We start from the raw sequence: 15,941 nt of genomic DNA, 5'->3' as shown, positions 1-15,941 counted from the left end.
GCGCGCCTAACCCGGCAGCATGGCGGAGATCTTGCGCCCGCCGCGCTGGACGGTGATACGCCAGATCCGCGACGGCGCCTGCGTCGCCCGCGAGAGATCGGCGGTGCGGGCAATCGGCAGGCCGTTCACCTCCAGCACCACGTCACCGACGCGCAAGCTCGTGCGGTCGGCGGGCGAGCCCTCCTCGATGGAGGTGACCACCACGCCCTGGTCGACGTCCACCGTACGCATCTCCTCCACCACCGCCGGCGACAGGTTGACCACGGTAGCACCGGTGAGCGGCGAACGTCCGCCAATCGTGGTCTCGTCGCGCGGCGAGGTCTCCGGCGCCGGCTCGAGCGGCAAGGTAAGCGAGAGTTCCCTACCCTGACGCACCACGGCAATCGCCACGGTGCCGCCAAGCGGGCGGGTGGCGAAGCGATAGCCGAAGGCGTCGGGATCGTCGACCTCCTGCCCGGCAATGGCACTCACCAGATCGCCGACCCGCAAGCCCCCCTTCTCCGCCGGGCTACCGGGCGTCACGCTCTGCACCAGCGAACCGACCGGGCGCGGCAGGTCGAGCCCCTCGGCGATGTCCGGCGTCACCCGTTGCAGCTTGGCGCCAAGCCAGGGCCGGCGCACCGAACGTCCGCCATCGAGCGCCGATTGCAGCACCACCCGCACCATGTCGGCGGGAATGGCGAAGCCGATGCCCTGCGAGCCGCCCGAGCGCGAGAAGATCGCCGTGTTGATGCCCACCACCCGGCCGGCGACATCGACAAGAGCGCCGCCGGAATTGCCGGGGTTGATGGCCGCGTCGGTCTGGATGAAGAACTGGTAGTCGGTAATGCCGATCTGGGTACGGGCGAGCGCCGAGACGATGCCCTGCGTCACCGTCTGGCCCACGCCGAACGGATTGCCGATGGCGAGCACGATGTCGCCGACCTGCAGGTCGTCGGAACTGCCGAGCTCGGCAAAGGCGAAATTGCCCTTGCCACCCCTCAGCTTTAGCACCGCGAGATCGGTGCGCGGGTCGCGCAACAGGATATCGGCGTCGAACTCGCGTTTGTCGGCCAACGCCACCCGCACTTCGTCGGCGCCTTCGATGACATGGTTGTTAGTGATCACGAGACCGCCGGCATCAACCATGACGCCGGAGCCGAGCGCCCGCTGCATGCGCTCGCTAGGACCGCCGAACCCCGGGCCTCCCGGCCCGCCCGGCACCCCGAAGAAGCGGCGGAAGAAAGGATCGTCGAACAGCGGATTGCTCTGCCGCGCCTGTACCGTGCGCATGGCATAGACGTTGACGATGGCCGGCGCCGTGCGCGCCACCACCGGAGCGAAGCTCAACGATATCTCGGCGCGGGAGGTCGGCACGCGGGGCGTCTGCGCCGCTACCGGCTGCAGGCTAACGAGGAGAGTGAGGAGAGCGAAGGAGAGAGCTGTGCGTTGCATGGCGGAAATATAAGCGCCGGCCCGTGGCGGAAGAAAGGGCGGCCGCGGCGGCGGCGCCGAAACCGACCATGAATCGGCATCCACCACAACGAAGAAGGGCGACCCGCGGGCCGCCCTTCAATCTACGTATTCAAAATGGACAGACCGGATCAGACCGCAGCGCCCTCTTCAGCCTTCTGCGCCTCGAAACGGGCAAGATCGGCGGCGCCCTTGGCGCTCTCGTCGCGATCGACGAGTTCGATCACCGCGATGGCGGCCGAATCACCGTGGCGGAAGCCCGCCTTGATGATGCGGGTATAGCCGCCATTGCGCTCCTTGTAGCGCGGGCCGACGACGTCGAACAGCTTGCGCACGACGGCGACATCGCGGATCTCGGCGATCGCCTGACGGCGGGCATGCAGGCCACCGCGCTTGCCGAGGGTGATCAGCTTCTCGACCACCGGGCGAAGATCCTTCGCCTTGGGAAGGGTGGTGAGGATCTGCTCGTGGGTAATGAGCGCCTGGGCCATATTGGCGAACATGGCCTTGCGGTGTTCGGCAGTCCGGTTGAACTTCCGGTAAGTCTTGCCGTGGTTCATGGCAAAATTCCTAAAATGCGACGGCCTTCGAGCCGGGGAATGGGGGGAGCGACTCGAACGCCGCGCTCACTGCTCAGTAATGATCTTCGAACCGCTTGGCGAGATCCTCGATGTTCTCCGGCGGCCAGCCCGGCACTTCCATGCCGAGATGCAGGCCCATGCTGGCGAGCACTTCCTTGATCTCGTTCAGCGACTTGCGGCCGAAGTTCGGGGTACGGAGCATTTCCGCCTCGGTCTTCTGGATCAGGTCGCCGATGTAGACGATATTGTCGTTCTTCAGGCAGTTGGCCGAACGAACCGAAAGTTCCAGTTCGTCGACCTTCTTGAGAAGCGCCGGGTTGAAGGGCAACTCCTGCATCGCCGGGCTTTCGGCCTCACGCTTGGGCTCTTCGAAGTTCACAAAGATCTCAAGCTGGTCCTGGAGAATGCGCGCCGCATAGGCGAGCGCATCTTCCGGGCCGATGGAACCGTTGGTCTCGATGGTCATGGTCAGCTTGTCGTAGTCGAGAATCTGGCCCTCGCGGGTGTTCTCGACCTTGTAGGAGACCTTCTTCACCGGCGAATACAGGCTGTCGACCGGGATGAGGCCGATCGGCGCGTCCTCGGGACGGTTGCGGTCGGCCGCAACATAGCCCTTGCCGGTATCGACCGTAAACTCCATGCGGATCTCGGCGCCGTCATCGAGGGTGCACAGCACCAGCTCGGGGTTCAGCACCTGCACGTCGCCGACGGTCTGGATGTCGCCGGCGGTGACGATGCCCGGACCTTGCTTCTTCACCACCATGCGCTTGGGACCATCGCCCGCCATCTTGATGGCGATGTCCTTGATGTTAAGCACGATGTCGGTAACGTCCTCGCGGACGCCCGGGATCGACGAGAACTCGTGCAGCACGCCGTCGATATGGACCGAAGTCACCGCCGCGCCCTGCAGCGAGGACAAGAGAATACGGCGCAGCGCATTGCCGAGCGTCTGGCCGAAACCACGCTCCAGCGGCTCGGCGACCACGGTCGCGAAGCGCTTCGCATCGCTTCCGGCGGAGACTTCGAGCTTTTCGGGCTTGATGAGCTCTTGCCAGTTCTTCTGAATCACTTGCGTCACCCTTGCTCTCGACGGAGCCGCGGGCACCCTGCCCTGCGGCCGCCGCTCCCGCCCGGAGGCCGGAGAGAATGCCAAACGCAGCGGACCCGGCGGCGACATGCGCCGCCGGTCGGCGAATGCGTCAGACGCGCCGGCGCTTGCGCGGACGGCAACCATTGTGCGGGATCGGGGTAACGTCGCGGATCGACGTCACCATGAAGCCCGCCGCCTGGAAGGCGCGCAGTGCGGATTCACGACCCGAACCGGGGCCCGACACCTCGACCTCGAGGGTGCGCATGCCGTGCTCGGACGCCTTGCGAGCGCAATCCTCGGCCGCCACCTGCGCCGCATAGGGCGTGGACTTGCGGGAGCCCTTGAAGCCCATCGCGCCGGCCGACGACCAGGCAATGGTGTTGCCCTGCGCATCGGTGATGGTGATCATGGTGTTGTTGAACGACGCATTCACATGCGCCACGCCGGAGGCAATGTTCTTGCGCTCGCGACGCTTAATGCGGGTAGTATCCTTGGCCATCGACTTCTCGATCCTTCAGACGCGCCCGTAGTGCCAGGCGCTCGGGACAAACACGCTCAAAAAGCCCGCGACAGAGCCGCGGGCACGAAAGAAGCGGGCCTCAGCCCGCCCCGACTTACTTCTTCTTGCCGGCGATCGGCTTGGCCGGACCCTTGCGGGTGCGGGCATTGGTGTGGGTGCGCTGACCGCGCACCGGCAGGCCGCGACGATGGCGCAGGCCGCGATAGCAGCCGAGATCCATCAGCCGCTTGATGTTCATCGAGACTTCGCGGCGCAGATCGCCTTCCACGAGATAGTCGCGATCGATGGCCTCGCGGATCTGAAGCACTTCCTGGTCGGTCAGCTGGTTGACGCGACGCTCCAGGGGAATACCGACCTTCGCAACGATATCGGCCGCGTTCTTCGCGCCGATGCCGTGAATGTACTGCAGCGCGATGATGACGCGCTTGTTGGTCGGGATATTAACGCCTGCGATACGGGCCACTTGCCGTCTCCATGTGAACCGGCGAACCGGAATAAACCTAACCCGCGCCGGTGGAGGCCGGCCCATGCGGATATATATACAAGGCGCCGCCCGACATCGCGGACGATGTCGAAGGACGACGCCTGCCTAAGTGAAGCGCGGCTCATAGTGCGATTCCGGCGGCGAGTCAAGCTCAGCGCCGGAAAACACGCTCGCCACCTACACGGTTTCGAGAACCTCGGCGATCGCCTTCTCGACTTCGTCGATCGGACGCATGCCGTCGACCGCGACCAGCAAGCCGCGCTCAGCATAATACGGAGCCACAACGGCGGTATCGCGGTTGAAGGCTTCCAGCCGGGTCTTGAAGATCTCCGGGTCGTCGTCCTTGCGGACCGGCTCGCCGCGCTCCCGCGTTTCCTGTGCCCGCTGCAGGATACGGCCGACCAGCTTTTCCTGGTCGACCTTGAACTCGATCACCGCATCGAGCTTCTGCCCCTTGCGAGACAACAGCCCATCGAGCGCCTCGGCCTGCGGAACGGTGCGCGGGAAGCCGTCGAGGATGAACCCCTTGGCGGCATCCGGCTGGTCGATACGATCGGAGATGATGCCGATCACGATATCGTCGGACACCAGCTGACCGGCATCCATCACTTCCTTGGCGCGCAGGCCGACCGGCGTTCCATTCCGCACGGCCTCGCGAAGCATGTCGCCGGTGGAGAGCTGCACGATGCCGTGCCGCGCCACCAGGCGTTGTGCCTGAGTTCCCTTGCCCGCTCCCGGCGGACCAAGAAGAATCAGCCTCATCGACGCTTCCCCCTGAGCTTGGCCTTCTTGACCAGCCCCTCATATTGATGCGCCAGCAAGTGTCCCTGAACCTGGGCTACCGTGTCCATCGTCACCGAGACGACGATGAGCAGCGACGTACCACCGAAATAGAACGGCACTGCCGCGTAGGAGATCAGGATCTCGGGAAACAAGCAGACGATCGCTAGGTAAGCCGCACCGATGACGGTGATGCGAGTCAGCACATAGTCGATATACTCCGCCGTGCGTTCGCCGGGACGAATGCCGGGGATGAAGCCGCCATGCTTCTTCAGGTTGTCCGCGGTCTCGGTCGGATTGAACACGATCGCGGTGTAGAAGAAGCAGAAGAACACGATCAGCAGCACATAGAGCAGCATGAACAGCGGCTGTCCGTGGCCGATCAGCGTCGTTACCGTGGTTAGCCAGGCCGGTCCCTGCCCCTGCGTGAAGCTGGCGACGGTGGTCGGGATCAGCAGCAGCGATGAAGCGAAGATCGGCGGGATCACGCCCGACGAGTTCAGCTTCAGCGGCAGGTGCGAGGACTGGCCCTCATACACCTTGTTGCCGACCTGGCGCTTCGGGTACTGGATCAGCAGCCGGCGCTGGGCGCGCTCCACGAACACGATGAACATGATGACCGCGACGGCCATCAGGATCACCGCGATGATCAAGCCGGTCGAAATCGCGCCTTGGCGGCCGAGTTCAAGCGTGTTGGCGACCGCCGAGGGCAGCTCCGCGACGATGCCGGCGAAGATGATCAGCGAAATGCCGTTGCCGATGCCGCGCGAGGTGATCTGCTCGCCGAGCCACATCAGGAACATGGTGCCGCCGGTCAGCGTGATCACCGTCGAGATGCGGAAGAACCAGCCGGGATCCGAGACCACGGCACCCGAGCCTTCGAGGCCGACGGCGATGCCGTAGGACTGGAACACCGCGAGCACCACCGTGAGATACCGGGTGTACTGGTTGATCATCTTGCGGCCGGACTCGCCCTCCTTCTTCAGCGCTTCCAGCGTCGGCGAGACGGTGGTCAGCAGCTGGATGATGATGGAGGCGGAGATGTACGGCATGATGTTCAGGGCGAAGATGGCCATGCGCGAGACGGCGCCGCCCGAGAACATGTTGAAGAGGCCGATGATGCCCTGCTGCGCGGTACGGAAAACGTCCGCGAGCGCGTCGGGATTGATTCCCGGCATCGGAATATAGGTGCCCAGCCGATACACCAGAAGCGCACCCAGCGTGAACCAGATGCGCTTCTTCAGTTCTTCGGCTTTTGCCAGAGCACCAAAATTGAGGTTAGCCGCGAGTTGTTCCGCTGCGGACGCCATGATGGCTGCGCTCCTCGCCTGTGCCCTGTATTCGGAAGACCTGACTTAAACGTCAGGCCACCGTTTCGCCAGAGGTCTCCGACACTGCCGGCAGCGTCACGGTGCCGCCGACCTTCTCGACCGCCGAGATCGCCGACTTGGTGGCATGCGCCACGTCGAGGGAAATCTTCGCGGTCAGTTCGCCGGAGCCCAGGACGCGGACGCCGTCCTTGGCACGGCGCAGCACGCCGGCGGCGACCAGGGTCGCCTCGGTCACGGGCTGCTTGGCATCCAGCTTGCCGGCATCGATCGCGGTCTGGATGCGGCCGAGGGACACCTCGTTCCAATCCAGCGCGAAGATATTGGTGAAGCCGCGCTTGGGCAGACGGCGATGCAGGGGCATCTGACCGCCTTCGAAGCCCTTGATCGCGACGCCGGTGCGCGAGGTCTGACCCTTCACGCCACGGCCGCCGGTCTTGCCCTTGCCCGAGCCGATGCCACGGCCGACGCGCATGCGCTTCTTGCGCGAGCCGTCGTTGTCCTTGATCTCGTTGAGATTGCTCATCGCCTGTCTCCTTCGCCCGCCGTCACGCTTCGACGACGCGAACGAGGTGGCGGACCTTCTGGATCATGCCACGCACGGCCGGGGTGTCCTCAAGCGTCGACTGACGCCCGATCTTGTTCAGTCCGAGACCGACGAGCGTCGCCCGCTGGTCCTCCGGCCGGCGGATCGGGGAACCGACCTGCTCGACCGTGATCGTGTTGCTGCTCTTCGCCATGATACGCTCCAATCCCTGTCCGAAGCGCGTCAGTCGGTAGCTTCGGCGTCGTCGATGCGACGGCGCGACTGAAGCTGCGACACTTTGAGGCTGCGGCGAGCCGCAACCAGGCGCGGGCTGTCCTGGTTCTTCAGGGCATCGAAAGTCGCCCGGACCATGTTGTACGGGTTGGACGAGCCGAAAGACTTCGCCACCACGTCCTGCATGCCCAGCGTCTCGAAGACGGCGCGCATCGGGCCGCCGGCGATGATGCCGGTACCGGCCGGGGCGGCGCGCAGCACCACCTTGCCGGCGCCGTGGTGACCATGCACGTCATGGTGCAGGGTACGGCCCTCGCGCAGCGGCACGCGGATCAGCGCGCGCTTGGCGGCGTCCGTGGCCTTGCGGATGGCTTCCGGCACTTCGCGGGCCTTGCCGTGGCCGAAGCCGACGCGACCCTTCTGGTCGCCGACGACGACCAGCGCGGCGAAGCCGAAGCGACGGCCACCCTTCACAACCTTCGCGACACGGTTGATGTGGACCAGCTTGTCCACGAACGTGTTGTCGCGATCTTCGCGTTCACGCTCACGTTCACGAGCCATGATCTTATCCTCGTCGTTCTGCGGGAGATCCCGCTCGTGATTAGAAGTTGAGACCGCCCTCGCGGGCGGCCTCGGCGAGCGCCTTGACGCGGCCGTGATAGATGAAGGCGCCGCGGTCGAAGACCACGTCCTTCACCCCGGCCGCGACGGCACGTTCCGCCACGAGCTTGCCGATCGCCGCAGCCGCCGCGACATCCGCGCCGGTCTTGAGGCTTTCCCGCAGATCCTTCTCCAGCGACGAGGCGGCGGCGATGGTCACGCCGCGCGCATCGTCGATGATCTGCGCATAGATGTGCTTCGACGAGCGATGCACCGAGAGGCGCGGCCGCCCGTTCGCCGCCGAGCGCAGGGCCCGGCGGACACGCGCCTTGCGGCGCTCGGTAGCGTCCTGAAACTTTGCCATGGTACCGATCCGTTACTTCTTCTTGCCTTCCTTGCGGAAGATGAATTCGCCGGCGTACTTCACGCCCTTGCCCTTATAGGGCTCGGGACCGCGATAATCGCGGATCTCGGCGGCGACCTGCCCGACCTTCTGACGGTCGATGCCGGTGACGACGATTTCCGTCGGCTTCGGCGTGACGATCTGGATCCCTTCCGGGATCGCGTAGATCACGTCGTGGCTGTAGCCGAGCGACAGGTTCAGGTTCTTGCCCTGCACCGCCGCCTTGTAGCCGACGCCGCTGATCTCGAGCTTCTTCTCGAAGCCCTTGGTCACGCCTTCGACGAGGTTCGACACCAGCGTGCGGGAAAGGCCCCACATCGCCATGTGCCGGTTGCTCTCGCCGCGCGGCTTGAACGAGATGACGTTGCCGTCGAGGCTGGCGCCGATTTCGTCGACGATCTTGACCTCGAGAGCGCCTTTCGGGCCCTTGACCTTGACGGTCTGGCCGTCGATCGCGGCGGTAACGCCGGCCGGGACGGTGATAATGGCTTTGCCGATCTTGGACATGTGCTCTCTCTCCCTCCCGATCAGAAGACCGTGAAGAGGACCTCGCCGCCCACGTTCTTATCGCGGGCTTCGTGGTCCGCCATCACGCCCTGGGGCGTGGAGACGACAGCGACGCCAAGACCATTGGCGACGCGCGGAAGGGTCTTGACCGACGAGTACACCCGGCGGCCAGGCTTCGACACGCGAGAAATCTCGCGGATCACCGGCTCGCCGTCATAGTACTTCAGCTCGATCTCGAACTCGGTACGGCCATTGACCGGCTCGGAAGCCGAATAACCGCGGATGAAGCCCTCAGCCGCGAGAACCTCGAGCACCGAGGCGCGCAGACGCGAGCCGGGGGTCGAGATCTTTTCCTTGCGGCGCATCTGCGCGTTGCGGATGCGGGTGATCAGGTCGCCAATCGGATCAGACGTAGACATGGATCGGCCCTCCTCACCAGCTCGACTTAACGAGACCGGGCACCTGGCCCTGCGAGCCGAGCTCGCGGAGCGCAATGCGGCTCATCTTCAGCTTGCGATAGAACGCCCGCGGGCGGCCGGTCACTTCGCAACGATTGCGAACGCGAACCTGCGCCGAGTTGCGCGGCAGTTCCGCCAATTTGAGGACCGCGGCAAAGCGCTCCTCGATCGGCAATTCCTTGTTCTGGATCAGGGCCTTGAGCCGCGAGCGCTTGCCGGAATAGTTCTTAGCAAGCTGCCTGCGGTGTTCGTTCTTCTCGACGGCGCTTTTCTTCGCCATATGCTTCTGCTCCTAGCTCTCCGCGTTTGGGGCTCCCGCCCCACGGCCGGAAGGGGATGCTTACTGACGGAACGGGAAGTTGAAGGCCTTCAGAAGCGCGCGCGCCTCGTCGTCCGTCTTCGCCGTCGTGCAGACGATGATGTCCATGCCCCACATCTGATCAACCTTGTCGTAGTTGATCTCGGGGAACACGATGTGCTCCTTGATGCCCATGGCATAGTTGCCGCGGCCATCGAAGCTCTTCGGGTTCAGGCCGCGGAAGTCACGCACGCGCGGCAGCGCGATGGTGACCAGGCGGTCGACGAACTCGTACATGCGAACCTTGCGAAGGGTGACCTTCGCGCCCACCGGCTGGTTCTCGCGCAGCTTGAAGTTCGAGATCGCCTGGCGGGCGCGGGTCACGACCGGCCGCTGGCCGGCGATCTGCGCGAGGTCCGCCGCGGCGGTCTGCACCTTCTTGGTGTCGGCAGTGGCTTCGCCCACGCCCATGTTGATGACGATCTTGTCTATCGCCGGCACTTCCATGGGATTCTTGTAGCCGAACTGCTCGATCATCTGCTTGCGGATCTCGTCCTCGTAAAAGGACTTCAACCGCGGGGTGTAGCTAGCCTCAGCCATCGATCTTCTCCCCCGAGCGCTTGGCGATACGGACCTTGGTCCCGTCTGCCTGCACAAGGAAACCGACGCGGGTCGGCTTGCCGTCCTTCGGATCGGCGATCGCGATGTTCGACAGGTCGATGGACGCCTCTTTCGAGATGATCCCACCTTCCTGGTTCGCGCTCTGCCGCTGATGGCGCTTCACCAAGTTGACGCCGCGAACCTTCGCGGTGCCTTCCTTGGGAAGAACCGAAATAACCTCGCCCGAGCGACCCTTGTCGCGACCGGCGAGAACGACGACCTTGTCGCCCTTTTTGATCTTCGCCGCCATCACAGCACCTCCGGCGCCAGCGAGATGATCTTCATGTGGTTCTTGGCGCGCAGTTCGCGCGGAACCGGTCCGAAGATACGCGTGCCGACCGGCTCCTTGTTGTTGTTGATCAGCACGGCCGCATTGCGGTCGAAGCGGATCACCGTGCCGTCGACGCGACGGATGTCCTTGGCGGTCCGAACGACCACCGCCTTCATCACATCGCCCTTCTTCACGCGGCCGCGCGGGATAGCTTCCTTCACCGACACCACGATGATGTCGCCGACATGGGCGTATTTCCGCTTCGAACCGCCAAGCACCTTGATGCACATAACGCGACGCGCACCGGAATTGTCCGCCACGTCGAGATTGGTCTGCATCTGGATCATGACGCACCTATTTCTCGTAAAACTGCGCGCTGCGGTGAAGCTGGCGCACCCTCAACCCCGTTGCCGGGAAGCTCACTCCGGGAAGCTCAGACTTCTGCCCGCTTCTCGCCCTGGATAACAACCCAGTTCTTCAGCTTGGACAGAGGACGGCTCTCCTCGATCCAGACGGTATCGCCTTCCTTCCAAGCATTCGCCTCGTCATGGGCGTGATACTTTTTGGAGCGGCGGACGGTCTTCTTCAACAGCGGATGCGTGAAGCGACGCTCGACACGGACCACAACGGTCTTGTCCTGCTTGTCGCTCACCACGACGCCCTGCAGCAAACGCTTCGGCATCGTTATCTCCTCACTTCGCCAGGGCCGCGGACGCGGCCTTCTGCGCCTGGATCGTCTTGATCCGCGCGATATCGCGACGGATCTGACGCACGCGCGCGGTGTTCTCCAGCTGACCGGTCGCCTTCTGGAAGCGCAGGTTGAACTGCTCCTTCTTCAGGCTCAGCAGCTCGTCGCTCAATTCGTCGACGGTCTTGGTCCGGATGTCGGAAGCCTTCGTCATCATTCCCTCCGTCACTCGGCGATACGTTCGACGAAGCGCGTCTTGATCGGCAGCTTCGCAGCGGCCAGCGTCAGCGCTTCACGGGCGATCTCCTGGCTCACGCCATCGATCTCGAACATGATTCGGCCGGGCTTGACCTTGGCGGCCCAGAATTCGGGAGCGCCCTTGCCCTTACCCATACGGACTTCGGTCGGCTTCTTCGACACCGGCACATCCGGGAACACCCGGATCCACACCCGGCCCGCACGCTTCATGTGACGGGTCAGCGCGCGGCGCGCGGCTTCGATCTGACGAGCGGTGACCCGCTCGGGCTCCAACGCCTTCAGCCCGAACTGGCCGAAGTTGAGGTCAGTCCCGCCCTTCGCAACGCCGTGGATACGGCCCTTGAACTGCTTGCGGAACTTCGTGCGCTTCGGTTGCAGCATATCGCGCCTCTTATTCCTTTGTCACACTCACGCCGCGTCGCGGCGCGAGGGACGACCACCCGACGGCTCGTTGTCCGAAAGGCGCTTATCCTGCGCCATCGGATCGTGCTCGAGGATTTCGCCCTTGAAGATCCAGACCTTGACACCGCAGGTGCCGTAGGTCGTGAAGGCGGTCGCAGTACCGTAATCTACGTCCGCGCGCAAGGTGTGAAGCGGCACACGCCCTTCACGATACCATTCCAGACGCGCAATTTCGGCGCCGCCCAGGCGGCCGGAGCAGTTGATACGGATACCTTCGGCCCCGAGACGCATCGCCGACTGCACCGCGCGCTTCATGGCGCGACGGAAAGCGACGCGACGCTCGAGCTGCTGGGCAATCGATTCGGCGACAAGGCGCGCGTCGATTTCCGGCTTGCGGATCTCGACGATGTTGATGAAGACTTCCGAGTTGGTCATCTCGGCAACCTTCTTGCGCAGCTTGTCGATGTCCGCGCCCTTCTTGCCGATCACCACGCCCGGACGCGCCGAGTGAATGGTGACGCGGCACTTCTTGTGCGGACGCTCGATCACGATCTTGGAGACGGCCGCCTGCTTCAGCAGCTTGAACAGCATCTCGCGGATCTTGATGTCTTCGTGCAGCAGCTGGCCATATTCGCTCTTGCCGGCGAACCAGCGCGAATCCCAGGTGCGGTTGATGCCGAGCCGAAGCCCGACCGGGTTGACCTTCTGACCCATCAGGCCTTCTCCTCGACTTCACGCACCACGATGGTGATATGCGAGAACGGCTTCTCGATGCGGCTCGCACGACCGCGGGCGCGGGCGGCGAAACGCTTCATCACGAGACCCTTGCCGACATGCGCCTCGGCGACGATCAGATCGTCGACGTCGAGCTCATGATTGTTCTCGGCATTCGCGATCGCCGATTCCAGGCACTTTTTCACGTCGCCGGCGATCCGCTTGCGGGAGAACTGAAGGTCGGCGAGCGCCGTCGCGACCTTCTTCCCGCGGATCAGCCCCGCGACGAGGTTGAGCTTCTGGGGGCTGACGCGAAGGTTACGCGCAACCGCCTTGGCTTCCGTATCCGCGAGCGTGCGCGGACGAGCTGCCTTTCCCATGACCCCTGCCTCTACTTGCGCTTGGCTTTCTTGTCCGCCGCATGCCCGTAATAGGTACGGGTAGGGGCGAACTCGCCGAACTTGTGGCCGACCATGTCCTCGTTCACCGAGACCGGGACATGCTTGTTGCCGTTATAGACGCCGAAGGTGATGCCCACGAACTGGGGCAGGATCGTGGAGCGACGGCTCCAGATCTTGACGACCTCATGGCGTCCCGAGCTGCGTACGGCTTCCGCCTTCTTGAGGAGGTAGCCGTCGACGAACGGACCTTTCCAGACCGATCGAGACATAATTCAGATTCCCTCGCTCACTTCTTGCGGGCGTGACGGCTCGACACGATGAACTTCGTGGTCGACTTGTTCTTCCGGGTCTTCTTGCCCTTGGTAGGGAAGCCCCAGGGGGTGACCGGATGACGGCCGCCCGAGGTACGGCCTTCGCCGCCGCCGTGCGGATGGTCGACCGGGTTCATGGTCACGCCGCGGTTATGCGGCATGCGACCCAGCCAACGGCTGCGGCCGGCCTTGCCGAGGTTGGTGTTCATGTGGTCCGGGTTGGAAACCGCACCCACCGTACCGCAGCACTCGCCGTGAATCAGGCGCTGTTCGCCCGAGTTCAGACGGATGATCACATAACCGTTGTCGCGTCCGACGATCTGCGCATAGGAGCCGGCGGAGCGGGCAATCTGGCCGCCCTTGCCGATCTTCATCTCGACATTGTGCACGATCGTGCCGACCGGCAGGTTGCCGAGCGGCGCAGTGTTGCCGGGCTTCACGTCGACGTTCTTCGAGGCGATCACCTTGTCGCCCACAGCAAGGCGCTGCGGGGCCAGGATGTAGCTCAGCTCGCCGTCCTCATACTTGATGAGGGCGATGAACGCCGTGCGGTTGGGATCGTACTCGATCCGCTCCACCACGGCCGGCACATCGCGCTTGGCGCGCTTGAAGTCGACCAGGCGATAGCTCTGCTTGTGGCCGCCGCCGCGGAAGCGGACGGTCACCCGGCCGGTGTTGTTGCGGCCGCCAGCTTCCGACTTGCCCTCGGTCAGCGTCTTGACCGGCTTGCCCTTGTAGAGGCCCGAGCGGTCGACGATGACGAGCTGACGGAGGCTCGGCGTTACCGGCTTGAAGGTTTTGAGCGCCATGTCTCTGATCCCTTGTCCCGGCTCACAGACCCGTCGTGATGTCGATGGTGTGGCCCTCGGCGAGGGTCACAACCGCCTTCTTCACGTCGTTCTGTACGCCCTTGCGGCCCTTGAAGAACTTCGTCTTCCCCTTGCGGACCAGCGTGTTGACGCTCTCGACCTTGACGTCGAAGAGCTTCTCGACCGCCTCTTTGATCTGCGGCTTAGTAGCCGTCAGAGCAACCTTGAAGACGACCTTGTTATGCTCGGACGCAGCCGTGGCCTTCTCGGTGATCACCGGGGACACGATCACATCGTAGTGGCGCGGATCGAGACTCATTTGAAGCGCGCCTCCAGAGCGTCGACAGCCGCCTTCGTCAGCACCAGGGTCTGGCGACGCAGGATGTCGTAGACGTTGATGCCCTGAACGGGCAGCACGTCGAGGTGGATGATGTTGCGCGAGGCAAGGCCGAAATTGGCATCCACCTCGGCGCCGGAGATCACCAGCGCATTGGACAGGCCGAGGGACGCCAGCCGCTCCTTGAGCAGCTTGGTCTTCGGTTCGGCCAGCGTCGCGTCGTCGAGGACGATGAGCTGCTGCTCCTTCGCCTTGGTCGACAGCGCGTGCTTCAGCGCCAGCGCCCGGACCTTCTTGGGAAGGTCGGAGGCATGGCTACGCTGCACCGGACCGAACGCCTTGGCGCCGCCGCGGAACTGCGGAGCGGAAGCCGCGCCGTGGCGAGCGCCGCCGGTACCCTTCTGCTTGTACATCTTCCGCTTGGTGCGGTTGACGTCAGCGCGCGACAGGGTCTGGTGGGTACCAGCCTGGCGACGCGCCAGCTGCCACACCACGCAGCGGTGCAGGATGTCCTGACGGGGCTCGAGACCGAAGATCTCGTCCGACAGCGTCACGGAGCCGGCTTCGGCCCCTTCGAGAGTTTTGACGGCGAGTTCCATCACACGGTCTCCTCGGTCGCGGCCTCGGCCGCGGGAGCGACATCGGCGACAGGAGCCTCGACCTCGTCCGGCAGCCGGAACTTGCCCGGCTTCGGCGCTTCGGCCGGCAGAGCCTTCTTCACCGCGTCGGCGACGATGATCCAGCCACCCTTGGTGCCCGGAACCGCGCCTTCGACGGCGATCAGGCCGCGCTCCACATCCGTGAGCACCACCTTGAGATTCTGGGTGGTCACGGTCTCGACGCCCATGTGACCGGGCATCTTCTTGTTCTTGAAGGTCTTGCCCGGGTCCTGACGGCCACCGGTCGAACCGATCGAACGGTGCGAGACCGACACGCCGTGGGTTGCACGCAGACCGCCGAAGTTGTGACGCTTCATGCCGCCGGCGAAACCCTTACCGGTGGAGGTTCCCGTCACGTCGACGAACTGGCCGACCACGAAATGGTCCACCGTGAGCTCGGCCCCGACCGGGATGAGCCCGTCTTCCTCGACGCGGAACTCCGCGAGCTTGCGCTTGGGCTCGACCTTCGCCACCGCGAAGTGCCCGCGCATGGCGCGCGTCGTGTTCTGCGGCTTTGCGCGGCCGACGCCGAGCTGAACCGCGACATATCCGTTCTTGTCGATCGTCCGGTGGGCAACCACCTGGCAATTATCGACTTTCAGCACAGTGACCGGAATATGTTCGCCTGCATCGGTAAAGATGCGGGTCATTCCGACCTTCTGGGCGATGACGCCTGACCGCATGGCCGTGTCCCCTCGCCTTTCTCAGAGCTTGATCTCGACGTCGACACCCGCAGCGAGGTCGAGCTTCATCAGCGCGTCCACGGTCTGGGGAGTCGGGTCGACAATGTCCAGCAGACGCTTATGCGTCCGCATCTCGAACTGCTCACGCGACTTCTTGTCGACGTGAGGAGAGCGGTTGACCGTGAATTTCTCGATCCGCGTCGGCAGCGGGATAGGTCCGCGAACCTGGGCGCCGGTGCGCTTCGCCGTGTTGACGATTTCGCGCGTGGAGGCGTCCAATATACGGTGATCGAACGCCTTCAGGCGGATCCGAATGTTCTGGCCGTTCATTTGACTTCAAGGCTCCCAGAGGGCTCGCCAATAGGGCTCTATTACGAGCTCCACGAAAAAGGGGCGCAGGCGAACCGGCGCCCCTCGGGATTTGCTTCCTACTTCACTCGATGATGGCGGCGACGACGCCGGCACCGACGGTGCGTCCGCCTTCACG

At 64.1% G+C, this 15,941-nt stretch carries 28 protein-coding genes; all 28 read right to left on the bottom strand.

Features of this window, described 5'->3' with window-relative positions:
* Positions 1–6: 6 nt before the first annotated feature.
* Complete coding sequence (locus tag KHC24_RS02640; RefSeq protein WP_213359096.1) at positions 7–1,434, bottom strand: Do family serine endopeptidase; 1,428 nt, start codon at positions 1,432–1,434, stop codon at positions 7–9.
* Between the two features lie 149 nt (positions 1,435–1,583).
* Positions 1,584–2,012 (bottom strand): 50S ribosomal protein L17, encoded by a 429-nt coding sequence (gene rplQ, locus KHC24_RS02635; protein ID WP_213359095.1) that lies wholly within the window; start codon positions 2,010–2,012, stop codon positions 1,584–1,586.
* A 73-nt stretch (positions 2,013–2,085) separates the two neighbouring features.
* Positions 2,086–3,111: a DNA-directed RNA polymerase subunit alpha gene (locus KHC24_RS02630; RefSeq protein WP_370638254.1), complete on the bottom strand. Its 1,026-nt coding sequence runs from the start codon at positions 3,109–3,111 to the stop codon at positions 2,086–2,088.
* 121 nt (positions 3,112–3,232) lie between these two features.
* Positions 3,233–3,622 carry a 30S ribosomal protein S11 gene (gene rpsK, locus KHC24_RS02625; protein WP_213356507.1) on the bottom strand — a complete coding sequence of 130 codons (390 nt, stop codon included), beginning with the start codon at positions 3,620–3,622 and terminating at the stop codon, positions 3,233–3,235.
* Between the two features lie 115 nt (positions 3,623–3,737).
* Positions 3,738–4,106: a 30S ribosomal protein S13 gene (gene rpsM, locus KHC24_RS02620; protein WP_213359093.1), complete on the bottom strand. Its 369-nt coding sequence runs from the start codon at positions 4,104–4,106 to the stop codon at positions 3,738–3,740.
* Positions 4,107–4,304: 198 nt separating this feature from the next.
* Positions 4,305–4,889, bottom strand: coding sequence for an adenylate kinase (locus KHC24_RS02615; protein ID WP_213359092.1), 585 nt, complete (start codon positions 4,887–4,889; stop codon positions 4,305–4,307).
* Complete coding sequence (gene secY, locus KHC24_RS02610) at positions 4,886–6,217, bottom strand: preprotein translocase subunit SecY (protein WP_213359091.1); 1,332 nt, start codon at positions 6,215–6,217, stop codon at positions 4,886–4,888. Before secY ends, KHC24_RS02615 begins: the two co-directional genes overlap by 4 nt.
* Before the next feature lie 52 nt (positions 6,218–6,269).
* Complete coding sequence (gene rplO / locus KHC24_RS02605; protein WP_213359090.1) at positions 6,270–6,761, bottom strand: 50S ribosomal protein L15; 492 nt, start codon at positions 6,759–6,761, stop codon at positions 6,270–6,272.
* Positions 6,762–6,783: 22 nt separating this feature from the next.
* Positions 6,784–6,975, bottom strand: coding sequence for a 50S ribosomal protein L30 (gene rpmD, locus KHC24_RS02600; protein ID WP_213359089.1), 192 nt, complete (start codon positions 6,973–6,975; stop codon positions 6,784–6,786).
* 29 nt (positions 6,976–7,004) lie between these two features.
* On the bottom strand, positions 7,005–7,556 hold the full coding sequence (rpsE, locus tag KHC24_RS02595) for a 30S ribosomal protein S5 (RefSeq protein ID WP_213356496.1): 552 nt from the start codon (positions 7,554–7,556) through the stop codon (positions 7,005–7,007).
* A 40-nt stretch (positions 7,557–7,596) separates the two neighbouring features.
* Positions 7,597–7,959 (bottom strand): 50S ribosomal protein L18, encoded by a 363-nt coding sequence (gene rplR, locus KHC24_RS02590; protein ID WP_213359088.1) that lies wholly within the window; start codon positions 7,957–7,959, stop codon positions 7,597–7,599.
* A gap of 12 nt (positions 7,960–7,971) precedes the next feature.
* A complete protein-coding gene (gene rplF, locus KHC24_RS02585; protein ID WP_213359087.1) occupies positions 7,972–8,505 on the bottom strand; it encodes a 50S ribosomal protein L6 in 534 nt (177 codons plus the stop codon).
* 20 nt (positions 8,506–8,525) lie between these two features.
* Positions 8,526–8,924 (bottom strand): 30S ribosomal protein S8, encoded by a 399-nt coding sequence (gene rpsH / locus KHC24_RS02580; RefSeq protein WP_213359085.1) that lies wholly within the window; start codon positions 8,922–8,924, stop codon positions 8,526–8,528.
* 13 nt (positions 8,925–8,937) lie between these two features.
* Positions 8,938–9,243 (bottom strand): 30S ribosomal protein S14, encoded by a 306-nt coding sequence (rpsN, locus tag KHC24_RS02575; protein ID WP_213359083.1) that lies wholly within the window; start codon positions 9,241–9,243, stop codon positions 8,938–8,940.
* A 60-nt stretch (positions 9,244–9,303) separates the two neighbouring features.
* Positions 9,304–9,861 carry a 50S ribosomal protein L5 gene (gene rplE / locus KHC24_RS02570; RefSeq protein WP_213359081.1) on the bottom strand — a complete coding sequence of 186 codons (558 nt, stop codon included), beginning with the start codon at positions 9,859–9,861 and terminating at the stop codon, positions 9,304–9,306.
* Entirely contained in the window at positions 9,854–10,171 is a 318-nt protein-coding gene (rplX, locus tag KHC24_RS02565; RefSeq protein ID WP_213359080.1) for a 50S ribosomal protein L24, read from the bottom strand. Before rplX ends, rplE begins: the two co-directional genes overlap by 8 nt.
* The gene (rplN, locus tag KHC24_RS02560; protein ID WP_163073307.1) at positions 10,171–10,539 is read right to left on the bottom strand and encodes a 50S ribosomal protein L14; all 369 of its coding nucleotides are present in this window, start codon (positions 10,537–10,539) and stop codon (positions 10,171–10,173) included. The genes rplX and rplN overlap by 1 nt, the downstream gene beginning before the upstream one ends.
* 86 nt (positions 10,540–10,625) lie before the next feature.
* Positions 10,626–10,874, bottom strand: a complete 249-nt coding sequence (gene rpsQ / locus KHC24_RS02555) for a 30S ribosomal protein S17 (protein WP_213359079.1) — start codon at positions 10,872–10,874, stop codon at positions 10,626–10,628.
* 10 nt (positions 10,875–10,884) lie between these two features.
* Positions 10,885–11,094 carry a 50S ribosomal protein L29 gene (gene rpmC, locus KHC24_RS02550; RefSeq protein ID WP_213359078.1) on the bottom strand — a complete coding sequence of 70 codons (210 nt, stop codon included), beginning with the start codon at positions 11,092–11,094 and terminating at the stop codon, positions 10,885–10,887.
* 11 nt (positions 11,095–11,105) lie between these two features.
* Entirely contained in the window at positions 11,106–11,519 is a 414-nt protein-coding gene (gene rplP / locus KHC24_RS02545; RefSeq protein ID WP_213359077.1) for a 50S ribosomal protein L16, read from the bottom strand.
* A 27-nt stretch (positions 11,520–11,546) separates the two neighbouring features.
* Positions 11,547–12,254, bottom strand: a complete 708-nt coding sequence (rpsC, locus tag KHC24_RS02540) for a 30S ribosomal protein S3 (protein ID WP_213359076.1) — start codon at positions 12,252–12,254, stop codon at positions 11,547–11,549.
* Positions 12,254–12,634 (bottom strand): 50S ribosomal protein L22, encoded by a 381-nt coding sequence (rplV, locus tag KHC24_RS02535; RefSeq protein ID WP_018390605.1) that lies wholly within the window; start codon positions 12,632–12,634, stop codon positions 12,254–12,256. The genes rpsC and rplV overlap by 1 nt, the downstream gene beginning before the upstream one ends.
* An 11-nt stretch (positions 12,635–12,645) precedes the next feature.
* Positions 12,646–12,924 (bottom strand): 30S ribosomal protein S19, encoded by a 279-nt coding sequence (gene rpsS / locus KHC24_RS02530; protein ID WP_213359075.1) that lies wholly within the window; start codon positions 12,922–12,924, stop codon positions 12,646–12,648.
* Between the two features lie 17 nt (positions 12,925–12,941).
* Positions 12,942–13,775, bottom strand: coding sequence for a 50S ribosomal protein L2 (gene rplB / locus KHC24_RS02525; RefSeq protein ID WP_213359074.1), 834 nt, complete (start codon positions 13,773–13,775; stop codon positions 12,942–12,944).
* Between the two features lie 22 nt (positions 13,776–13,797).
* Positions 13,798–14,094, bottom strand: coding sequence for a 50S ribosomal protein L23 (locus KHC24_RS02520; protein WP_213359072.1), 297 nt, complete (start codon positions 14,092–14,094; stop codon positions 13,798–13,800).
* Entirely contained in the window at positions 14,091–14,711 is a 621-nt protein-coding gene (gene rplD / locus KHC24_RS02515) for a 50S ribosomal protein L4 (RefSeq protein WP_213359070.1), read from the bottom strand. The genes KHC24_RS02520 and rplD overlap by 4 nt, the downstream gene beginning before the upstream one ends.
* The gene (rplC, locus tag KHC24_RS02510; RefSeq protein ID WP_213359068.1) at positions 14,711–15,454 is read right to left on the bottom strand and encodes a 50S ribosomal protein L3; all 744 of its coding nucleotides are present in this window, start codon (positions 15,452–15,454) and stop codon (positions 14,711–14,713) included. The genes rplD and rplC overlap by 1 nt, the downstream gene beginning before the upstream one ends.
* A 21-nt stretch (positions 15,455–15,475) precedes the next feature.
* Positions 15,476–15,784: a 30S ribosomal protein S10 gene (rpsJ, locus tag KHC24_RS02505; protein ID WP_068022220.1), complete on the bottom strand. Its 309-nt coding sequence runs from the start codon at positions 15,782–15,784 to the stop codon at positions 15,476–15,478.
* Positions 15,785–15,941: the final 157 nt, after the last annotated feature.

It is taken from the genome of Ancylobacter defluvii, assembly GCF_018390605.1.
Lineage (GTDB): Bacteria > Pseudomonadota > Alphaproteobacteria > Rhizobiales > Xanthobacteraceae > Ancylobacter > Ancylobacter defluvii.
The sequence above is the reverse complement of the archived record's forward strand: the minus strand, read 5'-3'. Positions and strand labels throughout refer to the sequence as shown.